At 72.6% G+C, this 21,090-nt stretch carries 18 protein-coding genes; 8 read left to right on the top strand and 10 right to left on the bottom strand.

The features are described from left to right. Window positions 1-41 precede the first annotated feature (41 nt). Window positions 42-416, top strand: coding sequence for a DUF4406 domain-containing protein (locus tag N542_RS0109785; protein WP_197025920.1), 375 nt, complete (start codon window positions 42-44; stop codon window positions 414-416). A 6-nt stretch (window positions 417-422) separates the two neighbouring features. Here N542_RS0109785 and N542_RS0109780 read toward each other — a convergent pair whose 3' ends face one another. After that, on the bottom strand, window positions 423-1,295 hold the full coding sequence (locus N542_RS0109780) for a helix-turn-helix transcriptional regulator (protein ID WP_036507220.1): 873 nt from the start codon (window positions 1,293-1,295) through the stop codon (window positions 423-425). A 100-nt stretch (window positions 1,296-1,395) separates the two neighbouring features. Between N542_RS0109780 and N542_RS0109775 the strand changes: the two genes are divergently transcribed. Both N542_RS0109775 and N542_RS0109770 read left to right on the top strand, forming a co-directional pair. After that, window positions 1,396-2,142 (top strand): SDR family NAD(P)-dependent oxidoreductase, encoded by a 747-nt coding sequence (locus N542_RS0109775; RefSeq protein WP_051551572.1) that lies wholly within the window; start codon window positions 1,396-1,398, stop codon window positions 2,140-2,142. Window positions 2,143-2,175: 33 nt separating this feature from the next. After that, on the top strand, window positions 2,176-2,964 hold the full coding sequence (locus N542_RS0109770) for a deoxyribonuclease IV (protein WP_028643761.1): 789 nt from the start codon (window positions 2,176-2,178) through the stop codon (window positions 2,962-2,964). Between the two features lie 50 nt (window positions 2,965-3,014). On the opposite strand, the gene N542_RS0109765 is transcribed toward N542_RS0109770, so the two are convergent. From N542_RS0109765 to N542_RS0109745, 5 genes are all read right to left on the bottom strand, one after another. Next, on the bottom strand, window positions 3,015-3,329 hold the full coding sequence (locus tag N542_RS0109765) for a hypothetical protein (RefSeq protein ID WP_028643760.1): 315 nt from the start codon (window positions 3,327-3,329) through the stop codon (window positions 3,015-3,017). Window positions 3,330-3,432: 103 nt separating this feature from the next. Next, complete coding sequence (locus N542_RS24225; RefSeq protein ID WP_155992960.1) at window positions 3,433-5,919, bottom strand: CHAT domain-containing protein; 2,487 nt, start codon at window positions 5,917-5,919, stop codon at window positions 3,433-3,435. A gap of 4 nt (window positions 5,920-5,923) precedes the next feature. After that, the gene (locus N542_RS24220) at window positions 5,924-7,594 is read right to left on the bottom strand and encodes a S8/S53 family peptidase (RefSeq protein WP_051551570.1); all 1,671 of its coding nucleotides are present in this window, start codon (window positions 7,592-7,594) and stop codon (window positions 5,924-5,926) included. 7 nt (window positions 7,595-7,601) lie between these two features. Next, entirely contained in the window at window positions 7,602-8,063 is a 462-nt protein-coding gene (locus N542_RS0109750; RefSeq protein ID WP_028643759.1) for a hypothetical protein, read from the bottom strand. Between the two features lies 1 nt (window position 8,064). Beyond that, window positions 8,065-8,739 (bottom strand): RNA polymerase sigma factor, encoded by a 675-nt coding sequence (locus N542_RS0109745; RefSeq protein WP_231482586.1) that lies wholly within the window; start codon window positions 8,737-8,739, stop codon window positions 8,065-8,067. 103 nt (window positions 8,740-8,842) lie between these two features. Between N542_RS0109745 and N542_RS0109740 the strand changes: the two genes are divergently transcribed. Both N542_RS0109740 and N542_RS0109735 read left to right on the top strand, forming a co-directional pair. Then, the gene (locus N542_RS0109740) at window positions 8,843-9,988 is read left to right on the top strand and encodes a lipid II:glycine glycyltransferase FemX (protein ID WP_028643757.1); all 1,146 of its coding nucleotides are present in this window, start codon (window positions 8,843-8,845) and stop codon (window positions 9,986-9,988) included. Next, on the top strand, window positions 9,988-11,058 hold the full coding sequence (locus N542_RS0109735) for an alanine racemase (RefSeq protein ID WP_028643756.1): 1,071 nt from the start codon (window positions 9,988-9,990) through the stop codon (window positions 11,056-11,058). Before N542_RS0109740 ends, N542_RS0109735 begins: the two co-directional genes overlap by 1 nt. Here N542_RS0109735 and N542_RS24215 read toward each other — a convergent pair. Then, entirely contained in the window at window positions 11,019-12,461 is a 1,443-nt protein-coding gene (locus N542_RS24215) for a glycosyltransferase family 87 protein (protein ID WP_051551569.1), read from the bottom strand. The two genes, N542_RS0109735 and N542_RS24215, sit on opposite strands and share 40 nt — an antisense overlap. Continuing rightward, entirely contained in the window at window positions 12,461-14,767 is a 2,307-nt protein-coding gene (locus N542_RS0109725; RefSeq protein ID WP_028643755.1) for a transglycosylase domain-containing protein, read from the bottom strand. The genes N542_RS24215 and N542_RS0109725 overlap by 1 nt, the downstream gene beginning before the upstream one ends. A 237-nt stretch (window positions 14,768-15,004) precedes the next feature. Here N542_RS0109725 and N542_RS0109720 point away from each other — a divergent pair, with 237 nt between their 5' ends. The 3 genes from N542_RS0109720 to N542_RS24210 all read left to right on the top strand — a co-directional run bounded on the left by N542_RS0109720 (window position 15,005) and on the right by N542_RS24210 (window position 17,922). Beyond that, entirely contained in the window at window positions 15,005-15,637 is a 633-nt protein-coding gene (locus N542_RS0109720; protein WP_028643754.1) for a PadR family transcriptional regulator, read from the top strand. Between the two features lie 17 nt (window positions 15,638-15,654). After that, window positions 15,655-16,740 carry an inositol-3-phosphate synthase gene (locus N542_RS0109715; RefSeq protein WP_028643753.1) on the top strand — a complete coding sequence of 362 codons (1,086 nt, stop codon included), beginning with the start codon at window positions 15,655-15,657 and terminating at the stop codon, window positions 16,738-16,740. Between the two features lie 141 nt (window positions 16,741-16,881). Next, window positions 16,882-17,922: a hypothetical protein gene (locus N542_RS24210; RefSeq protein ID WP_036507215.1), complete on the top strand. Its 1,041-nt coding sequence runs from the start codon at window positions 16,882-16,884 to the stop codon at window positions 17,920-17,922. Window positions 17,923-17,965: 43 nt separating this feature from the next. Here N542_RS24210 and N542_RS0109705 read toward each other — a convergent pair whose 3' ends face one another. Beyond that, a complete protein-coding gene (locus N542_RS0109705) occupies window positions 17,966-19,537 on the bottom strand; it encodes a helicase HerA-like domain-containing protein (RefSeq protein ID WP_028643752.1) in 1,572 nt (523 codons plus the stop codon). Between the two features lie 82 nt (window positions 19,538-19,619). Continuing rightward, window positions 19,620-21,077, bottom strand: a complete 1,458-nt coding sequence (locus N542_RS0109700; RefSeq protein ID WP_028643751.1) for a CCA tRNA nucleotidyltransferase — start codon at window positions 21,075-21,077, stop codon at window positions 19,620-19,622. Window positions 21,078-21,090: the final 13 nt, after the last annotated feature.

Below are 21,090 nucleotides of genomic sequence, written 5' to 3'. Positions count from 1 at the left end.
TCTGCTTGTTTCTGCACGCTTTTGCACGCTACTGTCGGGATATGACGAAACCACTGATGATCCTGATCGCCGGTCCCTACCGCTCGGGCACCGGCGACGACCCCGAGCTGCTCGCGGCCAACCTCGCCGCGCTGGAGTCCGCCGCCTGGCCGCTCTTCCGGGCCGGTCACGTCCCGATGATCGGCGAGTGGGTCGCCCTGCCCGTGCTCAGCAGCGCCGGGGCCAGCGGTCTCGGCGACCCGCTCGCCGCCCGGGTGATGTACCCGACCGCCGAGCGCCTCCTCCAGCACTGCGACGGGGTGCTGCGCCTGCCCGGCGACTCGAACGGCGCCGACCAGGACGTGCGGATCGCCCGCGAGCGCGGGCTGCCGGTGTGGTTCAGCCTCGAGGACGTGCCCGGGTACGCCGCGGCCTGACCCGCCTCAGCGGTCGGGCGACGGGCTGAGCTCCTGGGTGCCCACGACCCGGAGCAGCGCGAGCGCGTCCGCCGCGGACGTGCCCGGCGCCGCCGAGTAGACGACCAGCTGCTGGTCGGCGTCGGGCACGTGCAGGGTGTCGCACTCGAGGGTGAGGTCGCCCAGCGTCGGGTGCGCCAGCGTCTTGCGCTCCGAGCGCCAGATGCCGGCGTCGGTCGTGCGCCACAGCTCACCGAACGCCGCGGACCCGGCCAGGAGGTCGCGCAGCAGCACCTGGAGCTCGGGGTCGTCGGGGTAGCGCCCGGCCGCCGTGCGCAGGCTCGCCACGCTCTGGCGGGCCCACTTCTCCTGCTCGGCCGCGCCGCCGACCAGGACGGTGCGGGGCGGGTCGCCCGGATCGGGCAGGAAGGTGAGGCGCAGGTGGTTGCGCCGCTCCGGAGCGATCCGCGACCAGTCGCCGTGCAGCGCCGACGACATCGGGTTCCAGGCCAGGATGTCGCTCTTGGCGCTGAGCACCATGGCCGGCAGGTCCGCGAACCGGTCGATCAGTCGCAGCACGCTCGAGCGCACGTGCATGGCGATACGACCGGGCTGCGGAGCGGCGACCCCGGCCAGCGCGAAGACGTGGTTGCGCTCGTCGTCCTCGAGCCGCAGCGCCCGGGCCAGGGCACCCATCACCTGCTCGGAGGGCTGCGGGCCACGCCCCTGCTCGAGGCGGACGACGTAGTCGACGCTGATGCCGGCGAGGATCGCCAGCTCCTCGCGCCGCAGGCCCGGCACCCGGCGCTGGAAGCCGGCAGGCAGACCCACGTCCTCGGGCCGCACCCGGCCGCGGGCGCGCTTGAGGGCCTCGGCGAGCTCGGTGCGGTTGGGCTTCACGCCACCAGCATCCCTCGCCACCCTCGTCGGTGGGTAGGAGCGTCGGTCCCACGATCGACCGGTCCTGTTGCCACTCCTCCACGCGGCGCAGGGTGGGTGCATGACCACCGAGAGCACCACCGAGAAGACCACCGAGAAGACCACCGTCCTGATCACCGGCGCCACCAAGGGCCTCGGCCAGGAGACCGCGCGCCGCCTGGCCCTGCTGGGCTGGACCGTCTGGATCGGCGCCCGCGACACCGCAGCCGGTGACGCCACCGCGAAGACGATCCGGGCCGACCAGCCCGATGCCGACCTGCGCGTCGTCCGGCTCGACGTCACCTCCGACGAGTCCGTCGCCGCGGCGTACGACGTCGTCGCGAGCTCCGGCACCGGGCTCGACGTCCTCGTCAACAACGCCGGCATCTCGCTCGGCGGCGGCTCGGCAGCCGAGACCGTGCCCGCCGACCTGACCGCGACGTACGCCGTCAACGTGCTCGGCCCGGTCCGGGTGACGCACGCGTTCCTCCCGCTGCTCACCTCCTCGCCGCGCGCGCGGCTGGTGATGGTGTCCAGCGGGCTCGGGTCGATCGCGCTGGTCAACGACCCCGCACGGGTCGAGAGCCACGTGCCCGGCTTCGCCTACCAGTCGTCGAAGGCGGCGCTGAACATGATCGCCAACCAGTACGGCCGCGAGCTCCCGTCGGTGCGCGTCACCTCCGTCGACCCCGGCTACACCGCCACGGACCTCAACGGCCACAGCGGCTACCAGTCCGTCACCGAGGGCACCGACGCGATCGTCGCCGCCGCGTCGGCCGAGCACGTCGCCGGGCCGCACATCGACCGGCTCGGCGCGATCCCGCGGTGACGCGGTGTCCGTGCCCCGGCATAGCCTGAGGGCATGGACATCGGTGCCCACGTCGACCAGGCCGACCCGATCGCGGAGGCGCAGGCGCGCCGGGCGCCGCACGTGCAGTTCTTCCTGGGCGACCCCCAGGGCTACCGGGGCCCCGAGATCCGGTACGCCGGCGGGGCGGACGGCCTGCGCACCGACGCGGAGGCGGCGGGGATCGGGCTCTACGTGCACGCGCCGTACATCGTCAACGTCGCGACCACCAACAACCGGATCCGGATCCCCAGCCGCAAGCTGCTGCAGCAGCACGTCGACGCCGCGGCCGCCATCGGGGCGCGTGGGCTGATCGTGCACGGCGGGCACGTGAACAAGGACGACGACCCCGAGAAGGGGTTCGACAACTGGCGCAAGGCGATCGAGGCGACCGACCTCAAGCTGCCGCTGCTGATCGAGAACACCGCCGGCGGCGACAACGCGATGACGCGCTACCTCGAGCGGATCGGTCGGGTCTGGGACGCGATCGCGGCGACCGAGCAGGCCGACCTGGTCGGCTTCTGCCTCGACACCTGCCACGCGCACGCCGGCGGCAACAGCCTGGAGACCGTGGTCGGCGACGTCCTCGCGATCACCGGTCGCATCGACCTCGTGCACTGCAACGACAGCCGCGACGCGTTCGACTCCGGCGCCGACCGGCACGCCAACCTCGGCGCCGGCAAGGTGGACGCCGACCTGCTCGCCGCCGTCGTCCGCGACGCCGGCGCCCCCGTGGTCCTGGAGACGCCGGGCGGTGCGGCCGAGCACGTGGCCGACGCCCACTGGCTCTCCGAGCGTCTGTAGACGCGGCGCAGCCCGGGCTCTGGACCGGGCGCAGCGGCGTACGCGACCCGTCAGCTGACGCGGACGGTGAGGTCGCGCACCTCGCCGGGGTCCGAGCGGTCGACGCGGCGGCGGACCAGCCGCAGCGGCTGGTCGCCGGAGGCCTCGGCGTCGAAGACGAGGAAGAGGAAGCCGTGCGGGCCCTCCTCGAGGGGCAGCAGGTTGCCGGGCCGGTCGACCACCTGCCAGCGGCTCAGGCCCAGCCCGCGGCGGCGGAACCGCACCGCGAGGCGGGCGCCCGCCGGCACCACGAGGTGCTGGCCCGGTTGGGGGTCCTGCACCACGTGGACAGCGGTGGACCGGTGGGGTGATGCCGTGACGGACATGTGGAACTCCTCGCAGGTCGAGCGGTCTCCCTGATGACCCTGAGGAGGGCACCAACCGTGCCCTGATACGTCCTGCGGCGCTATGGGGAACTCCGACTACCGATCATCCGAAGCAGACCAGCGGCACGGGGGCGGCGTCAGCCGAGACCGGCGGCACCGCCAGCGCCAGGGCGGCGGCCGGGTCCAGCCCCGCGGCGAGGTGCTCGTGGACGGCGACGAGCACGCCGTACGCCGCCTCGTCGTTGATCGCCGCGGGCGAGGCGATGACGCAGCGCGCGCCGGCGTGCAGCCACGCGGTGGTCATCCCGATCAGCTCCTCGCCCCACCGGACCGTCGAGCGGCCGACCTCGCAGGAGGACAGCAGGACGACGTCGGGTGCCCGCTGCAGCCGGTCGATGTCGTAGCCGAACCACGGACCATCGACCAGCTGCACACCGGCGAACATCGCGTTCTCCGCGCTGTGCCGACCGTGCGCGGCGACGTGCAGGACGTCCACGGAGTCGGCCAGCGCGCACACCGCGGCGGCGGTGGCGTCGTCACCGACCAGGACCCGGGCGGTCGCCCACTCCTTCGCGGCCGCCACCACCTCGTCCTCGGCACGCGCGACCCGCGGGCCGGCGACGAACCCGGCGGTCGCCGTGCGCAGGGGAGTCGTACGCCGCGCCAGCCACGTGGTCGCCGACTGCGCGAGCGTGACCGGGCGCCCGACGTAGCCCGGCAGCAGCGTCCACGGCACGCCGGAGAGCACACCCGAGGGCGTGAGCACCACCTGCCGGTCACCGACCGCCCGGAGCACCGGTGCGACGAGCAGCTCCGCGAGCGTGCGGAGCCGCGCCGCCAGCTCCGCGCGGACGAAGGCGCCCATCGGGTCCGGCAGGTCCGTGGCCGCCATGTCGAGGTCGGGCAGCAGCCCGCCCAGCAGCGCGTCGAGCCGGTCGCGATGCCCCAGGTCGACCCACGTGGTCGTGCCCGCCGTGACGACCAGCGCCACGACGGCCGTCGCAGTCACGACGTAGGCCACCAGCGCGCACCCGTCGCCCAGGGCGGCCTGCAGCTCACCGAGCCGCACCGGGTCGGCGACCTCCCCGGAGCCCCGGTGCTGCCAGGCGCGCTCGCGCACCCGCTGCCGCAGCCCGGCCTCGCGCTCGGGGTCGCGTCGCGCGCCCTCGGCCGCCATCTCCCGCAGCTCGGTGAGGTCGGCCGCGATCTGCTCGTCGTCGGGGGGCCGCACCGGCTGCACCCGGCTCGCCAGCATGCGCGCGCGCTCAGACCACTCGAAGAGCACCGCCGGCTGCCGCGACTCCACCGCCAGGGCGAGGCCGCGCACGCCGAGGCGGGTGCCGGCGCCGGCGACCCCGGTCTGCAGGTCGAGGGAGCCGAAGGAGCTCTGCCACGCGTGCAGGTCGGACAGCCCGGCACGCAGGTGCCGGAGGGCGCCGCCCCGACTGCCCGAGGCGGCGGCGAGCGCGGCCCGCGCGTCCCTGTCCAGGAGCCGTACGCCGATCGGCGCCCGGCGGACCGACCCGACCGCGCGCAGGTCCTCGCGCGCCTCTGCCACGTCACCGCGCCGGATCCGGACCCGAGCTGCGTCAATCCGGGCGAGGGCCGCCTCCCACCGCAGACCCTGGGCGGTGAGCTCGTCCGCCAGCGCGCCGCCACGGCGGGCGAGCATCGGGCCGGCGCCGCCGGCCTCCACCTCCGCGTTGAGCAGGGTGGCCTCGGCCCGGACCTGCCAGGCGCGGGCGCCGGTGCGCCGGAACCGCCGCCGGGCATCACGCGCAGCGGTCCGGGCGCGGCCCGGATCGCGGAGCACCAGGCTGCGCGCCAGCGCCAGCTCCGCCTCGCCGCGGCGCTGGTAGAGGCGCCGGCGACCGTAGGCGTCGACCGCCGCCGCCAGGGCTGCGGCGCCCTGCTCGTGGAGCCCGGCCGCCATCAGCACCTCGGCCCGGTCCTGCTCGACCATCGCCGTCATCACCGGCCCTTCGGACGCCACCCTCGGGTAGGCCGCGTCGAAGTCCCGCAGGGCGGCGACCAGGTCGCCGCCGAGGAAGTGGGCGTAGCCGAGGTTGTGCAGCGCCTTCGCGGCGCCGTACTCGTCACACGCCTCGAGGTAGGTGGAGACCGCCCGCTCGAAGTCGTACGTCGCGGCGGCCAGGTCCTTGCGCTGCAGGTGGACGTTGCCCCGGTTGAGGTGGATCCGAGCGATCCGGGCCGGCTCGTCGAGCAGGGGCAGGGCCTGGTCGAAGCGGCCCATGGCCTCCGCGGTCTCGCCGCGCAGCATGTGCAGGAGGCCGAGCTGGGAGTGCAGGACCCCCCGCGTCGGGTCCGTGAGCCCCTGCTGACCCAGCGTCTCGCGGCAGAGCTCGATGGCGAGCTCGTGCTGGCCGGTCTCCGAGAGCACGTACGACAGGCTCGCGGCGATCCGGGCGGCCAGGTCGGCACCGTCCGCGGCGTCCGTGCCGTCCACGCCGGCCGCCCCGCCGGCACCGACCCCCGCGCGGGCGCTCTCCAGCAGGCGCTGCGCCTCACGGTGTCGCCCCCGGTTGAGCGCGCGCACGCCCCGGCTGTGCAGTTCCTGGGAGGAGCTCACACCCTCATGATCGCGCCAGACCCGTGCAGGAGGTGACGACATCCCAGGTATTCGTCACCGCCGTCGCGGTGTCCCCGGGCTCGCCGACCGGTTCCAGGCTGCCCACGAGGCCGGCGGCGACAGTGCCGGCGACGATCGGAGCGCTGAAGGACGTGCCGCTCCACACGGCGAAGCCGCCACGGAAGTCGTCGGGGTCGATCGCCTCGCGCAGCCGGCCGTACGCGGTGGTGCGGGCCAGGGGCTCGAAGCCCCCCTGGAAGGACGGCATCGTGCTGACGACCGAGGCGCCGACGGCGCGGGCCCGCACCCAGGGTCCGGCGTTGCTGAACATCGCGTCCGAGCGCCGGTTGGGGTTGACCGCCCCGACCGACACGATCGGCGAGATCGACGGGTCGGCCGGGATCGGGCCGGCGCCGTCCTCCCACGGGCCGAACGCGGCCGGGAAGGAGGGGCGGCTGGTGGCGTCGTTGCCCGCCGAGCAGACGACGACGACACCGTTGCGGGCCATCTCCTCCAGGATCGCGTACATCGTGGGATCGAAGAGCGAGTCCTCCGGCGTCTCGTGGTAGTAGCCCATGGACAGGCTGAGCACGTCGATCGGGTGCCCACCAGGCTCGCCGGCGCGGTGGCGACGGGCGAGCTCCGCGATCTGCGCCAGCGTCGCGACCAGGTCGGACTCCACGATCGGCCCGTCGGGCGGGACGACCCGCCAGGCGAGGATGTCGGCGTCGGGGCAGCGCTGCCGCACCAGGCCCGCGATGAAGGTGCCGTGGCCGGCGAGCGGGTCGATGGCGCCGTCCAGCGGTCCGTCCTGGTCGCCGTCGTGCTCGGGAGACACCGAGGTGCTGTCCGAGTAGCCGACCGGCGTGCCGTCCAGGGTCACGGTGGTGTCCACGATCCCGTCGAGCCACGGGTGCTTGCCGCAGCCGGTGTCGAGGATCGCCACCACCGGGCGGCGGCCCTCGAAGGCGGAGTCGGGGCGCCGGGTCGGCGCGGGACCGACGTACGCCACGGGCTGGCGCCCGCCGAACCCGATCTGCAGGTAGCTGGCGATCGCGCGCGAGCCGCGGGCGTCGCTGGCCGGGTTGCTGTCGTGCAGGGGGTTGGAGTCGTGGAGCGGGTTGCTGTCGTGCAGGGGGTTCGAGTCGTGCAGAGGGTTGGAGTCGTGCAGCGGGTTGCTGTCGTGCAGCGGGTTGCTGTCGTGCAGCGGGTTGGCGTCGATCGCAGGCTGGACGACGTGGTCCAGGCTGACTCCGGTGACGGCCTCGACCCCGAACTGGGCACGCGTCTGCTGCAGCAGCGTCCACGCGTCCGGGGCGATCGTCGCGCGGTTCGAGGCGACCACCAGTCGCAGCGGCCGCACGCCGAACCTCAGGTTCACGGTCCGGGGGTCCTCCTCCTCGGGGACCACGTCCCAGCCGAGCGGCTCCGCCACCGCCCGGAGCACCCGGACGGCCCCCTCGAAGTCGACCGACTTCGACACCAGCAGCCGCGGGCCGACGTACACCGTGGGCCGGGGCACGACCCCGTCGACGATCAACGCGGTCGCCGGGTCGAGCAGCCGGCCCTGGGCGCCGGCGATCGCACCCGGGTGGGGCGGTCGCGGGTCGCGGTCCAGCGGCTTGCGCGCGGGGCGGGCGGGGCGCGGCTGCTTCTCGGGCGTCTCGGGGTCCACGGGTTCCTCAGATCTCGAAGGTGGGGGTGGCGAACGCCGGCCGGGCGACGTCGTGCGGCTCGAGGCGGAGCCGCATCAGCCCGACCGGCAGGTCGGTGAGCGCGAACCGTCCCGAGTCGCTCACCACTGCCTCGTGCGGGGTCGGCTCCTCGCCCGGGAGGGCGCGGATCGTCATGGGCTCGGCCGGCACGATCCAGCCGTCCACCCGCGAGCGCCCGTTGTCGACGGCGATTCGCAGCAGGAGGTCGGTGTCGCCGTGCACGAACCGCAGCGTGTACGACGAGGAGCCGCGCGTCCCGACGAGCTCGGTCGAGCGCTCGACCAGCTCCATCAGCTCCAGGTCGAGGTCGGACGCCGCCATCGCGGCGGCGGCCTGCATGGCGGCGACCAGGTGCTCGGGCACGGGGTCGTGGCGTTCGTGCACGTCTCGGACGATCCCGAGGAGTGCCTCGCGACTCAGCTCGCTCATCTCAGATCCCTCCGGCCTGCATCAGGGCCACTCTCAGCTTGGCGAGGCAGCGGCCGCGGGTCGGGCCGATGCTGCCGACCGGCATGCCGAGCTCGGTGGCCAGCTCGCGGTAGTCGGGGCGGTTCTCGAAGGCGACGATCCGCAGCAGCCGGCGGCAGCGCTCCGGCAGCCCGTCGACGGCGGCCCAGAGGCGGTCGCCCTCGTCGTGCTGCACCACACTGTCCTCCGCCGAGCGCTGGCGCGGAAGCACCTGCGCCAGGTCCTCGTCGTCGACCGGGGTCGGCGTCGTCCTCGCACCCGCGACCCGCCAGGCCTCGCGGCGGGCGGTCGTGGTGAGCCAGCCGCCCACGGCCACCGGGTCGAGGATGGCGGCGCGGCGGCGTACGAGCGCCAGCCAGGTGTTCTGGATGACGTCCTCGGCCGCCGAGTCGGAGAGGCGGTAGGCGCGCACGACGTGCCAGAGCACGGGCGTCATCACCGCGACCAGGTCGTCGAGGCCGCCGGCCTCGCCGGCCACCCAGCGGTTGAACCCGTCGGTGGCCTCGCCCCAGACCGCGCCAGGGCGCGCGTCCTCGGCTCGCGAACCACCGCTGGAGGTCATCGGACCCGTCGCTCCCGGTTGTCTCTCGATCAGGATCACGCCCATGAGGAGTGCCGTGCGCGCGTCCTGATACATCTCCCTGAAGACATAGTCGGGGGAAAACGTTCGCAGGTCACTCGCCCGCACCGGGTGAGGCGGCGCCGAATCGGGCCTGCGAACCGTTCGATAGCCTCGACCCGTGACCCCGCCGAGCCCCACGACCGTCCTCGACGTCCGCGGGATCGGCGCCGACGAGCACCTCGACTTCCTGCGCCGCCAGCCCGCCGCGAGCTTCCTGCAGACCCCGGCCTGGGGCCGGGTGAAGTCCGAGTGGCGGCACGAGTCGCTCGGCTGGTTCCGTGGTGGCGAGCTGGTGGGCGTCGGGCTCGTGCTCTACCGCCAGCTGCCGAAGGTGCGGCGCTACCTCGCCTACCTGCCCGAGGGACCCGTCATCGACTGGGACGACCCCGACCTCGCCGGCTGGCTGCGGCCGCTGGCCACGCACCTGCGCGGCCGCGGCGCCTTCGGCGTGCGGATGGGGCCGCCGGTCGTGACCCGCCGGTGGGACGCCGCCACCGTGAAGGCCGGCATCGCCGACCCCGCCGTACGCCGCCTCGGCGACCTGGTCCCCACCGAGCGCAGCCACGCCGGCGCGCGGGTGGTCGCCCAGCTCGGTGAGCTCGGCTGGCGCGCGCAGGCCGTCGAGGGCGGGTTCGCTGCCGGGCAGCCGCAGTTCGTCTTCCAGGTCCCGCTCGCCGGCCGCACCGAGGCCGACGTGCTCGCCGGCATGAACCAGCTCTGGCGCCGCAACATCAAGAAGGCCGCCAAGGAGGGCGTCGAGGTCACGTCGTACGACGGCGCGGCGATCGAGCCGGAGCTGACGACCTTCCACGACCTCTACGTGCACACCGCCGAGCGCGACCACTTCACCCCGCGGCCGCTGGCGTACTTCGGGACCATGGTGGAGGCGCTCGGCGCCGAGGAGCCCGACCGGATCCGGCTCTACACCGCGCGGCACGACGGCACGCTCGTCGCCGCCACGATCGCGATCCGGGTCGGCGCGCACGCCTGGTACTCCTACGGCGCGTCGTCCACCGAGAAGCGCGAGGTCCGCGGCTCCAACGCCGTGCAGTGGCAGATGATCCGCGACGCGATCGCCGCCGGCGCGGACGTCTACGACCTGCGGGGCATCACCGACACGCTCGCGGACGACGACCCGCACCTCGGGCTGATCCAGTTCAAGGTCGGCACGGGCGGCGAGGCCGTCGAGTACGTCGGCGAGTGGGACCTCCCCCTCAACAAGCCGCTCTACGCCGCGTTCGACCTCTACATGAGGAGGCGCTGATGAGCCTGGACCTCACCGTCGACGGCGACCGCTGGCGCGACCACCTCCGCTCCGTCGCGAGCGGCGAGCCGGGTCTCGTCCCCGTCGTGAAGGGCAACGGCTACGGCTTCACGCTCGGCCGCCTGGCCCGCAAGTCGCAGTGGCTGCACGACCAGGGCCTCGGCGTCGACACCCTCGCCGTCGGCACCTACGAGGAGCTGCCCGAGGTCGCCCAGCGCTACCACGGCCGGCTGCTCGTCCTCACCCCGTGGCGCCCCTTCGGCGCGGCGCTCGAGCTCGACCCGGCGTACGCCGACCGGGTCATCCACACCGTCAGCCGCGCCGTCGACCTGCCCGTCCTGCTGGCACGCCGGCCCGACGCCCGCTTCGTGCTCGAGCGCTCGACGAGCATGCTGCGACACGGGATGACGACCCGCGAGCTGTGGTCGACCGCCGAGGTCGTGCGTGGGCACCCCCGGGCCCGGGTCGAGGGGGTGGCCCTGCACCTCCCGCTCGCCAACGGCGCGAACCTGTCCGAGGTGCACCGCCTGCTGATCGACGTGGTCGCGACCGAGCTGCCGCTCGACACCGTGTGGGTCAGCCACCTCAGCGCGGCCGAGCTGACGGCGCTGCGCACGGCGTACCCGGACTTCACCTTCCACCCACGCATCGGCACGGACCTGTGGCTCGGCGACCGCTCGGCCCTGCGGGTCACCGCGACCGTGCTCGACGTCCACGAGGTCGAGCGCGGCGACGGTTTCGGCTACCGGCACCGGACGGCGCCCAAGGCCGGCCACGTGCTGGTCGTCAGCGGTGGCACCGCCCACGGCATCGGGCTCGAGGCGCCGCTCGGCGACGCCAGCCTGCGCGGCCGCGCGGCGACGCTGGCCCGCGGCGGCATGGACGCGGCCGGCTTCGTGCGCTCGCCCTTCTCCATCGACGGCAAGCAGCGGCTCTTCGCGGAGCCGCCGCACATGCAGGCCTCGATGCTCTTCCTGCCCCACGGCGCCCGGGTCCCCGCCGTCGGCGACGTGATCGACGTCCGGGTGCGCTACACCGCCACCGCGTTCGACCGTGTCGTGGTGAGCTGAGCGCTGGCCCTCACGGGGTCGCGGCGCGGGTCCCACAGGTCGCGCGCGACCATCACGACGAGGTAGAGCTCGGCGGCCATCCGCAGGAGGGTCGCGGCCCAGTAGAAGCCGGCGTCACCACCGGCCGCCGGGGCGAGGTAGCCGCCGAGGTACCACCAGACGGCCGCGAAGTAGAGCACCTCGCCGGCCTGCCAGATCAGCAGGTCGCGCCACCGCGGGCGGGCGAGCACGGCCAGCGGCAGCAGCCACAGCACGTACTGCGGCGAGTAGACCTTGTTGATGATCAGGAAGCCCGCGACGATCAGGAACCCCAGCTGCGCCAGCCGGGGGGTCGCCGGTGACCTCAGGCCGAGCGCCGCGACGACGAGGCACCACCCGGCGAAGAAGAGCCAGGACACGACGTTGATCGCGTGCGGGTCCACCGTGTGCGGCTGCGACGGGGTGTCCAGCGCCTGCTGGACGACCAGCCAGATCGAGCCGAGGTCGGCCCCTCGGTCGGAGTTGAAGCTCCAGAAGACCTTCCACTGCGACGGGCCGGTCAGCAGGGCCGGCAGGTTGGCCGCCACCCACGCACCGGCGGCGCCGGCGACGGCCACGCCGAAGGTGCGGTAGCGGCGTTGTCGCCAGCAGATGACGAGCAGGCCGCCGAGCAGGAAGAGCGGGTAGAGCTTGGTCGCCGTGCCCAGACCGATCAGCACGCCGGTCAGCAGGGGCCGCCCGCGCGCCCACGCCCACAGCGCGCCCGACACGAGCGCGACCGCGAGCAGGTCCCAGTTGATCAACCCGGTGAGGAGCAGCGCCGGAGACAGCGCGAAGGCCGCCGCGTCCCACGGCCGCCGCGGGTTCACGCCGGCGAGCAGCCAGGTGCACAGCAGCGCCAGCACGGCGAAGCCGAGCGCGTTGACGATCACGAAGATGCGGATCTCGCGAAGCACCTCGGGCCGCGCGGCGACGTCCTCGGTGGGCGCCTGGTAGCGCGACTCGAGGTCCGGCGAGCCGTTGAGCCAGTGGGTGAGCCAGGCGGTGCCCCACGCCCAGTAGGCGATGCCGACGGGGTACTCCATGACCTCGAAGCGCTCCCGCACCTGGGCATCGTCGCTGTAGGGCCAGTTCAGCTCGGCGAAGCCGCGGCCCGTGTAGAGGTAGGGCAGGTCGGAGTAGCACATGTGGCTGTAGCGGGCCTGGCCGTTCTGCCAGGTGTCGTCGTAGCAGTTGCCCTTCTGCACCATCCCGAGGGCGACGCAGACGACGGTCAGGGCCAGCAGCACCCGCACCGGCGTCCACCACGGGTGCCGGGAGGCCCGGCTGCCGATCGGTCCGCCGATGCCGTCGCTGAGCGCGGTCACCACCGGGTCGTCAGCGGTGGGATCCACCCAGTCGCGACCGCGCGCCGGCCCGGCCATCAGCCCTGCCGGACCCTCCGCCGACCGGACTGCGTGCGTCCGGGGGTGGCGCCCGTGGCCGGCGGGCTCGCGGGGTCCGAGGTGGTCGGGCTGGAGGGCTCGGTCGGCAGGTCGGTCGGCGTCGGCGTCGGCGTGGGCTCGGGGGTCGGCGTCGGCGTGTTGCTCGGGCTCGGCGTGTTGCTCGGGCTCGGCTTCTTGGTCGGGGTCTTGGACGGCTTCTTCGACGGCTTCTTCGACGGCTGGGGCTTCGGCGTGTACGGGTCGTGCCCGTCGACCGGGGCGTCACCGTCGAGGTTGGCCGGCGGCGGGAACTGCTCGACGTCCTTGCCCTCGAGGTTGCGACCCATCACGTCGGTCCACGTGCGCGCCGGGAAGGAGCCACCGAAGTACTCGGGCAGCCAGCCGTCGAGCTGGCCCTGGCCCTTGCCGCGCACGTACATGACGGCGGTGGCCAGCTGCGGGGTGTAACCCACGAACCAGGCCGACGACACGTAGTCCGCGACGCCCTCCTTGGGCGAGGAGGCGGTCGCCGTACCGGTCTTGCCGGCAGCCGGACGGTTGAGCGCCAGCGCCGCGGTGCCGGTGCCGGACCTCACCACCTGCTGCATGGCGTACGACGTGTCGGCCGCGACGTCCTCGGACACCGCGCGCTTGGTGCGCTGCTTGAACTGGAAGAGGACCTCGCCGTCCTTGCTCACGACCTTGTTGATGACGTGCGGCGCGGCCGCGCGGCCACCGTTGGCGATCGTCGCGTAGGCGTTGGCCATGTTGATCGGGGCGATCGTGGCCGAGCCCAGGGCGATGCCGGAGACCGGCTCGAGCCCGGGGCTGCTGTCGAGGTTGTTGTAGCCGCCCTGGTTCTTGTTCCAGTGCGGGATGCCCAGCTTCTCGGCGGTCTTGAGGATGTGCTTCGGACCGTCCGGCATCGAGACCGTGAGGTCGGCGAAGACGGTGTTGATCGACTCCTCGAGACCCGTCAGCAGGCTGACCTTGTCGCCGTAGTTGTTGCCGTCGCCCGGACCCTCGTTCTTCACCTTCGCGCCGGTGCCGTCCTTGCTGTAGTAGAACGGCGAGTTGCCCGCGAAGGAGTCCTTGAGGGAGAAGCCGTCCTTGAGCGCGGCGGCGACGGCGAACGGCTTGAAGGTCGAGCCGACCTGGCCACCGGTGATGGCCCAGTTGATCTGCGAGTCGACGTAGTCCTGCCCGCCGTAGAAGCCGCGGACGGCGCCGGTGCCCGGCTCGACGGTCGCGACGGCGATGTGCAGGTGCTTGTCCGAGAACTCCTTGCCCTCGGGACGCTGCTCCTTGACGCCCTTCTCGGCGGCGGCCATCGCCTTCTTGGTGAAGGTCGTGGTGACCCGGAGGCCACCACCGTCGATGTCCTCGTCCTTGAAGCCGAGCTCGTGCAGCTCGTCGCGGACCATCGTCAGCATGTGGCCCTTCTGGCCGCCGTACCGGCTCTCCGCCTTGATCTTGGGGAAGGTCGGGAGCCGCCGCTTGGCGTGCTCAGCCTGCTCGGCGGTGATGTTGTCCGCCGAGACCATCCCGTTGAGGACGTAGTCGTAGCGCTCCTTGAGCGCCTCGCGCGAGGCCGGGCCCTTGGCCGGGTCGAAGAAGGAGGGGTTGTTGAGCACGCTCGCCAGCACGGCCGACTGACGCAGGTTGAGGTCCGCGGCGTCCTGGTTGAAGTACGCCTGGGCGGCCGCCTGCACGCCGTACGCCCCGCGCCCGAAGTAGATGGTGTTGAGGTAGCCCTCGAGGATCTCCGACTTCGACTTGGTGCGCTGCAGCTTCAGCGAGAGCACGGCCTCCTTGGCCTTGCGCTGGTAGGAGCGCTCCTGGCTGAGGTAGAGGATCTTGACGTACTGCTGCGTGATCGTGGACGCGCCCTGGGTCGCGTTGCCCTTCGCGTTGCTGAAGGCCGCGCGCACGATGCCGCGCGGGTCGATGCCGTTGTCGCTCCAGAAGGAGCGGTTCTCGGCCGCGACCACGGCGTTCTGCAGGTCGTCGGGCATCGTGTCGAGGGAGATCGACTCGCGGTTCTGGGTCGCGAAGGACCCGACCTCAGCCTTGCTGTCGGAGTAGTAGACGAAGGACGTCTGGGTCTGGAAGTCCTTGTTGGGGTCCGGGATGTCCGTGGACCGGTAGAGGTAGACCACCCCGCCGGTGAGCAGGAGCATGCCGACCAGGCCCGCGATCAGGACCCAGCGGAAGAACCGCCACACCTTCTGCTTGCGGGTGCGGGGTCGCTTGGACGCCGACTTGCTGTTCTGCGTGGGCTCGGCGGCCCGGCGCTTGCCACTCACGTCGACGGCTCCGCGGGTCGGGGATCAGGGACGAAATCTCGGTCGAAGACCGTTGGTCAGGGTACGGGGGCCGCCCGCAGAGCCCCAAGACGCCGCACGGCGGCGCTCCGACCGGGTGCTCCGCGCAGGCGGCAGCGGTCGTCTGCCGGTGACCGACGTCTCAATCGGAAGCCCTGACACAACCTCGTGACAGGTCGGTGGTTCGCAACGCGCGGATATATCGCTACGATACGTCTCATGGCACGTCGCGCAGAGACCATCGAGCTCGCAGTCCTCGGACTGCTGCACGAGGGACCCATGCACGGCTACGAGCTCCGCAAGCGCCTCAACCTGATGCTGGGGTGGGGCCGGGTGCTCTCCTACGGGTCGCTCTACCCGACCTTGAAGAAGATGCTGCGTGCCTCGTTGATCGAGGAGTCGTTGGCCACCAAGACGCCGGGCACCCCGGTGTCGAAGCGGCCGCGGATCACCTACCAGGTCACCGAGGCGGGCACGCGCGAGTTCGAGCGGCTGATGTCGGAGGTCGGTCCCACCGCGTGGGAGGACGACAACTTCGACATCCGGTTCGCGTTCTTCTCCTCCACCGACATGGAGATCCGGCTGCGGGTGCTCGAGGGCCGGCGTACCCGGCTCCAGGAGCGCCTCGACCGGGTGCAGACCCAGCTCTCCATCACGCAGAAGGAGGTCGACCGCTACGCGGCCGAGCTCCAGCGGCACGGCGTCGAGTCGGTGGAGCGCGAGGTGGAGTGGCTCTCCGAGCTGATCAACGCCGAGCGCAACGGCACCCCGCACCACCAGTCGCAGACCACGGCGCCGGTGGCGCCTCCGATCAGGCCACCCGCGACCCCCGCGGCTGACCAGAAGTTGTGAACACGAAAGGAAACCCGATGGGTTCGGTACGAGTAGCAATCGTGGGAGTGGGCAACTGCGCCACCTCCCTCATCCAAGGTGTCGAGTACTACAAGGACGCCGACCCCTCAGGCACGGTCCCCGGCCTCATGCACGTGATGTTCGGTGACTACCACGTGTCCGACGTGGAGTTCGTCGCGGCGTTCGACGTCGACGACAAGAAGGTCGGCAAGGACCTCTCCGAGGCCATCAACGCCTCCGAGAACAACACCATCAAGATCGCCGACGTCCCCACGCTCGGCATCGACGTCCAGCGCGGCCCGACGCTCGACGGTCTGGGCAAGTACTACCGCCTGACCATCGAGGAGTCCGCCGCCGAGCCGGTCGACGTCGTCCAGGTGCTCAAGGAGACGGGCGCCGACGTGCTCGTGTCCTACCTCCCCGTCGGCTCCGAGCAGGCTGACAAGTTCTACGCCCAGTGCGCGATCGACGCCGGCGTGGCCTTCGTCAACGCCCTGCCCGTCTTCATCGCCTCCGACCCGGTCTGGGCCAAGAAGTTCGAGGACGCCGGCGTCCCGATCGTCGGTGACGACATCAAGTCGCAGGTCGGTGCCACCATCACCCACCGCGTGATGGCGAAGCTGTTCGAGGACCGCGGCGTCGTGCTCGACCGCACGTACCAGCTCAACGTCGGCGGCAACATGGACTTCAAGAACATGCTCGAGCGCGAGCGCCTGGAGTCCAAGAAGGTCTCCAAGACCCAGGCCGTCACCTCCAACCTGACCGGCCCGCTGGCCGGCCTGGTCGACAGCAAGAACGTCCACATCGGGCCGTCGGACTACGTCGCGTGGCTCGACGACCGCAAGTGGGCCTACGTCCGCCTCGAGGGTCGCGCGTTCGGCGACGTCCCGCTCAACCTCGAGTACAAGCTCGAGGTCTGGGACTCCCCGAACTCCGCCGGCATCATCATCGACGCGATCCGGGCCGCGAAGATCGCCAAGGACCGCGGCATCGGCGGCCCGATCATCTCCGCCTCGTCGTACCTGATGAAGTCCCCGCCGGTGCAGCTCCCCGACGACGAGGGTCGCCGCCGCGTCGAGGCCTTCATCGCCGGCGAGGAGTGACCTCAGCCCGCTGAGATCGTCGAGACACCCGTAGTGGCTGTCAGAACCTGGTTCTGGCAGCCACTTGTGGTGTCTCGACGTGTTTCCACAGGCCGCCGGGTCGGCTGATTCGTCCCCAGGTACGGCGGGCAGGCCCGTGGGGTGCCGCACCGCTGGGACCCGATCGCGCCGCCCGTCACCGGGCTGGTGGCTCCGGTGCGCCTCGACCCGACCGGTCGACGGGGACCGACGCGGGCGCAGGCCCGCGGGCCGTCCTGGCGGTTCACCGCGCCGGGGCTCGTGGTGCCTGCCGGCATCAGCGACGACGTGGTGGAGCAACGGATCCTCGAGTCGTACGCCCGGAGCGGTGCGCCCGCCGTGGTCACCGGCTGGGCGGCCCTGCGCCTCCAGGGCGGAGGGTTCTTCGACGGCCTCGCCCCGGACGGACGGACCCGAGTGCGGGTCCCGGTAGCCGCGAACGGCACGCGCCACCGCGGCGACCTCGGCACGGCGGTCGCGGAGGACCGGGTCCCCGAGGACGAGGTCGTCGTCCTCCACGGCATCCGGTGCGCGCGCGCCGAGCGGGCGCTGTACGACGAGATGCAGCGGATCGGTGAGGTCCGCGAGATGGCCGTCGCCGTCGGTGCTGCGTGCGCGGCTCAGCTCACCTCGGTCAAGCGGATGCGGCTCTACGCCGCGACCCGGCGCTGGTACCGCGACGTCCGGCTCGTCAAGGCCGCCGTCGAGATCTCGGTGGAGGGGTGCCGGTCGCCGCAGGAGGACCGCTTCCGCCAGGTCTGGGAGCTCGACGCGCAGTGGGGGCGCCCGCTGCTGAACCCGACGATCCTCGACGCCCGCGGCCGGTTCGTCGCCAACCCGGACCTCCTCGACCCGGGACGCGGCGTCGTCGGTGAGTACGCCGGCGCCGGTCACCGCGACCTCGACCAGCACGAGGCGGACGTCGATCGCGAGGCCGCCGTCCGCGCGGTCGGCCTGGAGTACGTCGAGATGGTCGGCCGCACCCTCCGGGACCCGGCTCGGGTGGTCGCCCGGATGGAGCAGGCGGCGGCGCGCGCCGTACACCTCGAGCGCCGGTGGCAGCTGGCCCCGCGGACGGTGCCGACCCTGGACGAGGTCCTGGACCGGCGCGACCGTCACCGGGTCGTCGAGACACCAGGAATGGCTGACGAATCGCCGGACTGACAGCCCGTTCGGGTGTCTCGACGACCTGTCGGCGACGAACCCCTCAGCGGCGACCGGTCTTGAACATCCCCCGGGCGATCTCGCGGGCCGCGGTCCGCATGAAGTCCTTGAAGGCCGCGGAGCCCACCACCTGGTCGACGATCCCGTCGTCGCGGGGCGACGCCTTCTTCGGCGCGGCCCGCTTCGCCGGCTTCGGCACCGGCACCTGCACCTGGGTGCTCTCCTGCGCCTGCTTGGCGGCGCCCTGCTCGAGGCGGGTCGCGAGCAGCTCGCGCGCCGACTCGCGGTCGATGGCCGCGCCGTACTTGGTCGCCCGCGGGCTGGCCGCGACCGCGGCTGTCAGCAGGTCCGGGTCGCACGGGTCCATCCGCGACTCCGGTGCCCGCAGCCGGGTCCAGGCGACGGGGGTCGGTGCGCCGCGCTCGTCCATCACGGTCACGATCGCCTCGCCGATGCCGAGGCCGGTGATGACGGCGCCGAGGTCGGCGTAGCCGCTGGTGGGGTACGTCGCCACGGTGGCCTTGAGCGCCTTCGCGTCGTTCGGCGTGTGGGCGCGCAGCTGGTGCTGCACCCTCGAGCCGAGCTGGGCGAGCACGTCGTCGGGCACGTCGGTCGGACTCTGGGTGACGAAGAAGACCCCCACGCCCTTCGACCGGATCAGCCGGACGGTCTGGGCGACCTGGTCGAGGAAGGCCTTGGAGGCGTCGGCGAAGAGCAGGTGGGCCTCGTCGAAGAAGAAGACCAGCTTGGGCTTGTCGACGTCGCCGACCTCGGGCAGGTCGTGGAAGAGGTCGGCGAGCAGCCACATCAAGAAGGTCGAGAAGATCGCCGGCCGGTCCTGGAGCTGGGGCAGCTCGACCAGCGAGATCAGGCCGCGGCCGTCGGGGGCGAGCTGGACCAGGTCCGCGGACTCGAACTCCGGCTCACCGAAGAAGACGTCACCGCCCTGGTCCTCGAGCCCGATCAGCTCGCGCAGGATCACCCCGGCCGTCGCCGACGAGAGCCCGCCCAGCTCCTTGAGCTCGACCTTGCCCTCGTCGCTGAGGAGGTGGGCGACCACGGCGCGCAGGTCGGCGAGGTCGAGCAGCGGCAGCCCGGCCCGGTCCGCGTAGTGGAAGACCAGCCCGAGGCTGGACTCCTGGGTGTCGTTGAGCCCGAGCACCTTGCTCAGCAGGGTCGGCCCGAACGCGCTCATCGTGACCCGGAGAGGGATGCCCGAGCCCATCGCGCCGATGGCATAGAACTCGACCGGGAAGCCGGTCGCCGTCCACTCCTGTCCGACCGTCGCGGCCCGGGCGCTGAGCTTCTCGCTCGGCTGCCCGGCCTGGGCCAGCCCCGACAGGTCGCCCTTGATGTCGGCGGCGAACACCGGGACGCCCTGGGCGCTGAGCTGCTCGACCATCAGCTGCAGCGTCCGCGTCTTGCCGGTGCCGGTCGCGCCGGCGACGAGGCCGTGCCGGTTCAGCATCGCGGTGGGGATCCGGACGGGCACGTCGGCCAGCCGGTCGGGCGCCAGCATCAGCCCCCCGAGCTCGAGCGCCGCTCCGTCGAAGGCGTAGCCGGCCCGCACGGCCTCGGTCAGCTCCTGGTCGGCGGCGTCGTCCGTGGCTCCCATGGGGCGACTGTAGATCGCCCGTCAACGGCGACCACGCTCCACCAGCGACTGCCGCTGCGACGTCGCCGGCTCGGCGAGGCGGTCACTGCCGGGGACGCTCGGCCCACCAGGCGAGCAGCGCGGCCTCGGCGGCGGCGGGCTCGACCACGCCCTGGTCGAGGCGCAGCTCCATCAGGAACTTGTACGCCGCGCCGACGTCGCGGCCGGGACCGACCCCCAGCAGCTGCATGATCTGGTTGCCGTCGAGCGCCGGGCGCAGCGACGCCAGCTCCTCCTCCTCGGACAGCCGCGCGATCCGGACCTCGAGCTCGTCGTAGGTCCGGCTCAGCCGCTCGGCCTTGCGCTTGTTGCGCGTGGTGCAGTCGGCACGGGTCAGGATGTGCAGCCGCTCGAGCTGGTCGCCGGCGTCGCGCACGTAGCGGCGTACGGCGGAGTCCGTCCACTCGCCCGAGCCGTAGCCGTGGAAGCGCAGGTGCAGCTCGACGAGCTCGCTCACGGCGTCGATCTGGTCGTTGGAGAAGCGCAGCGCCTTCATCCGCTTGCGGGTCAGCTTGGCGCCGACGACGTCGTGGTGGTGGAAGGTGACGGTGCCGTCGTCGACGAAGCGCCGGGTCCGCGGCTTGCCGACGTCGTGCATCAGCGCGGCGAACCGCGAGACGAAGTCGGGGCCGCCGCCGGGCAGGCGCGGCTCGAGGTCGATCGCCTGCTCCAGGACCGTGAGCGTGTGCTGGTAGACGTCCTTGTGCCGGTGGTGCTCGTCACGCTCGAGGGCGAGCGCCGGGAGCTCGGGGAGCACGATGTCGGCCAGCCCGGTCTCCACCAGGAGGGTCAGCCCGAGTCGCGGGTACGGCGCGCACACCAGCTTGACCAGCTCGTCGCGGACCCGCTCGGCGGAGATGATCTCGATCCGCCCGGCCATCGCCCGCATCGCCTCGACGACCTCCGGCGCCACCGTGAAGCCGAGCTGCGCGGCGAACCTGGCGGCGCGCATCATCCGCAGCGGGTCGTCGGAGAAGGAGTCCTCGGGCCGGCCCGGCGTCCGCAGCAGCCCGTGGGCGAGGTCGACGACGCCGGCGTACGGGTCCACGATCTCGCGGCCGGGCACCCGCACGGCCATCGCGTTGACGGTGAAGTCCCGTCGGCCGAGGTCGCCGACGAGGTTGTCGCCGAAGTCGACGTCCGGCTTGCGGGAGGTGGGGTCGTAGGACTCCGAGCGGTACGTCGTGACCTCGACCTGCCAGTCGTCCTTGCGGCAGCCGATCGTCCCGAACGCGCGGCCCATGTCCCAGATCGCGTCCCCCCAGCCCTTGAGCAGCCGCTCGGTCTCGTCCGGGCGGGCCGAGGTGGTGAAGTCCAGGTCGTGGTGGCGCCGCCCGAGCATGGCGTCGCGGACCGGGCCCCCGACCAGCGCGAGCTCGTGCCCGGCCGCGGCGAACCGGTGGCCGAGCTCGTCGATGACCGGCGCGATCCGGTCCAGCTCGGCGGTGACCGAACGCTGGACGTCGGCGATCTGCGGCAACGGCGGCGGAGCTTCTGGCACGGCAGGCGAGTCT

Origin of the sequence: Nocardioides sp. URHA0020, assembly GCF_000620705.1 — a bacterium.
Taxonomy (GTDB): Bacteria; Actinomycetota; Actinomycetes; order Propionibacteriales; family Nocardioidaceae; genus Nocardioides.
The sequence above is the reverse complement of the archived record's forward strand: the minus strand, read 5'-3'. Positions and strand labels throughout refer to the sequence as shown.

What these genes read in the sequence shown, in the direction of transcription:
- N542_RS0109785 (WP_197025920.1), top strand. Translation starts at nt 42, where the DNA reads ATGACGAAACCACTGATGATCCTGATCGCCGGTCCCTACCGCTCGGGC.
- N542_RS0109775 (WP_051551572.1), top strand. Translation starts at nt 1,396, where the DNA reads ATGACCACCGAGAGCACCACCGAGAAGACCACCGAGAAGACCACCGTC.
- N542_RS0109770 (WP_028643761.1), top strand. Translation starts at nt 2,176, where the DNA reads ATGGACATCGGTGCCCACGTCGACCAGGCCGACCCGATCGCGGAGGCG.
- N542_RS0109765 (WP_028643760.1), bottom strand. Translation starts at nt 3,329, where the DNA reads ATGTCCGTCACGGCATCACCCCACCGGTCCACCGCTGTCCACGTGGTG.
- N542_RS0109750 (WP_028643759.1), bottom strand. Translation starts at nt 8,063, where the DNA reads ATGAGCGAGCTGAGTCGCGAGGCACTCCTCGGGATCGTCCGAGACGTG.
- N542_RS0109745 (WP_231482586.1), bottom strand. Translation starts at nt 8,739, where the DNA reads ATGTATCAGGACGCGCGCACGGCACTCCTCATGGGCGTGATCCTGATC.
- N542_RS0109735 (WP_028643756.1), top strand. Translation starts at nt 9,988, where the DNA reads ATGAGCCTGGACCTCACCGTCGACGGCGACCGCTGGCGCGACCACCTC.
- N542_RS24215 (WP_051551569.1), bottom strand. Translation starts at nt 12,461, where the DNA reads ATGGCCGGGCCGGCGCGCGGTCGCGACTGGGTGGATCCCACCGCTGAC.
- N542_RS0109720 (WP_028643754.1), top strand. Translation starts at nt 15,005, where the DNA reads ATGGCACGTCGCGCAGAGACCATCGAGCTCGCAGTCCTCGGACTGCTG.
- N542_RS0109715 (WP_028643753.1), top strand. Translation starts at nt 15,655, where the DNA reads ATGGGTTCGGTACGAGTAGCAATCGTGGGAGTGGGCAACTGCGCCACC.
- N542_RS0109705 (WP_028643752.1), bottom strand. Translation starts at nt 19,537, where the DNA reads ATGGGAGCCACGGACGACGCCGCCGACCAGGAGCTGACCGAGGCCGTG.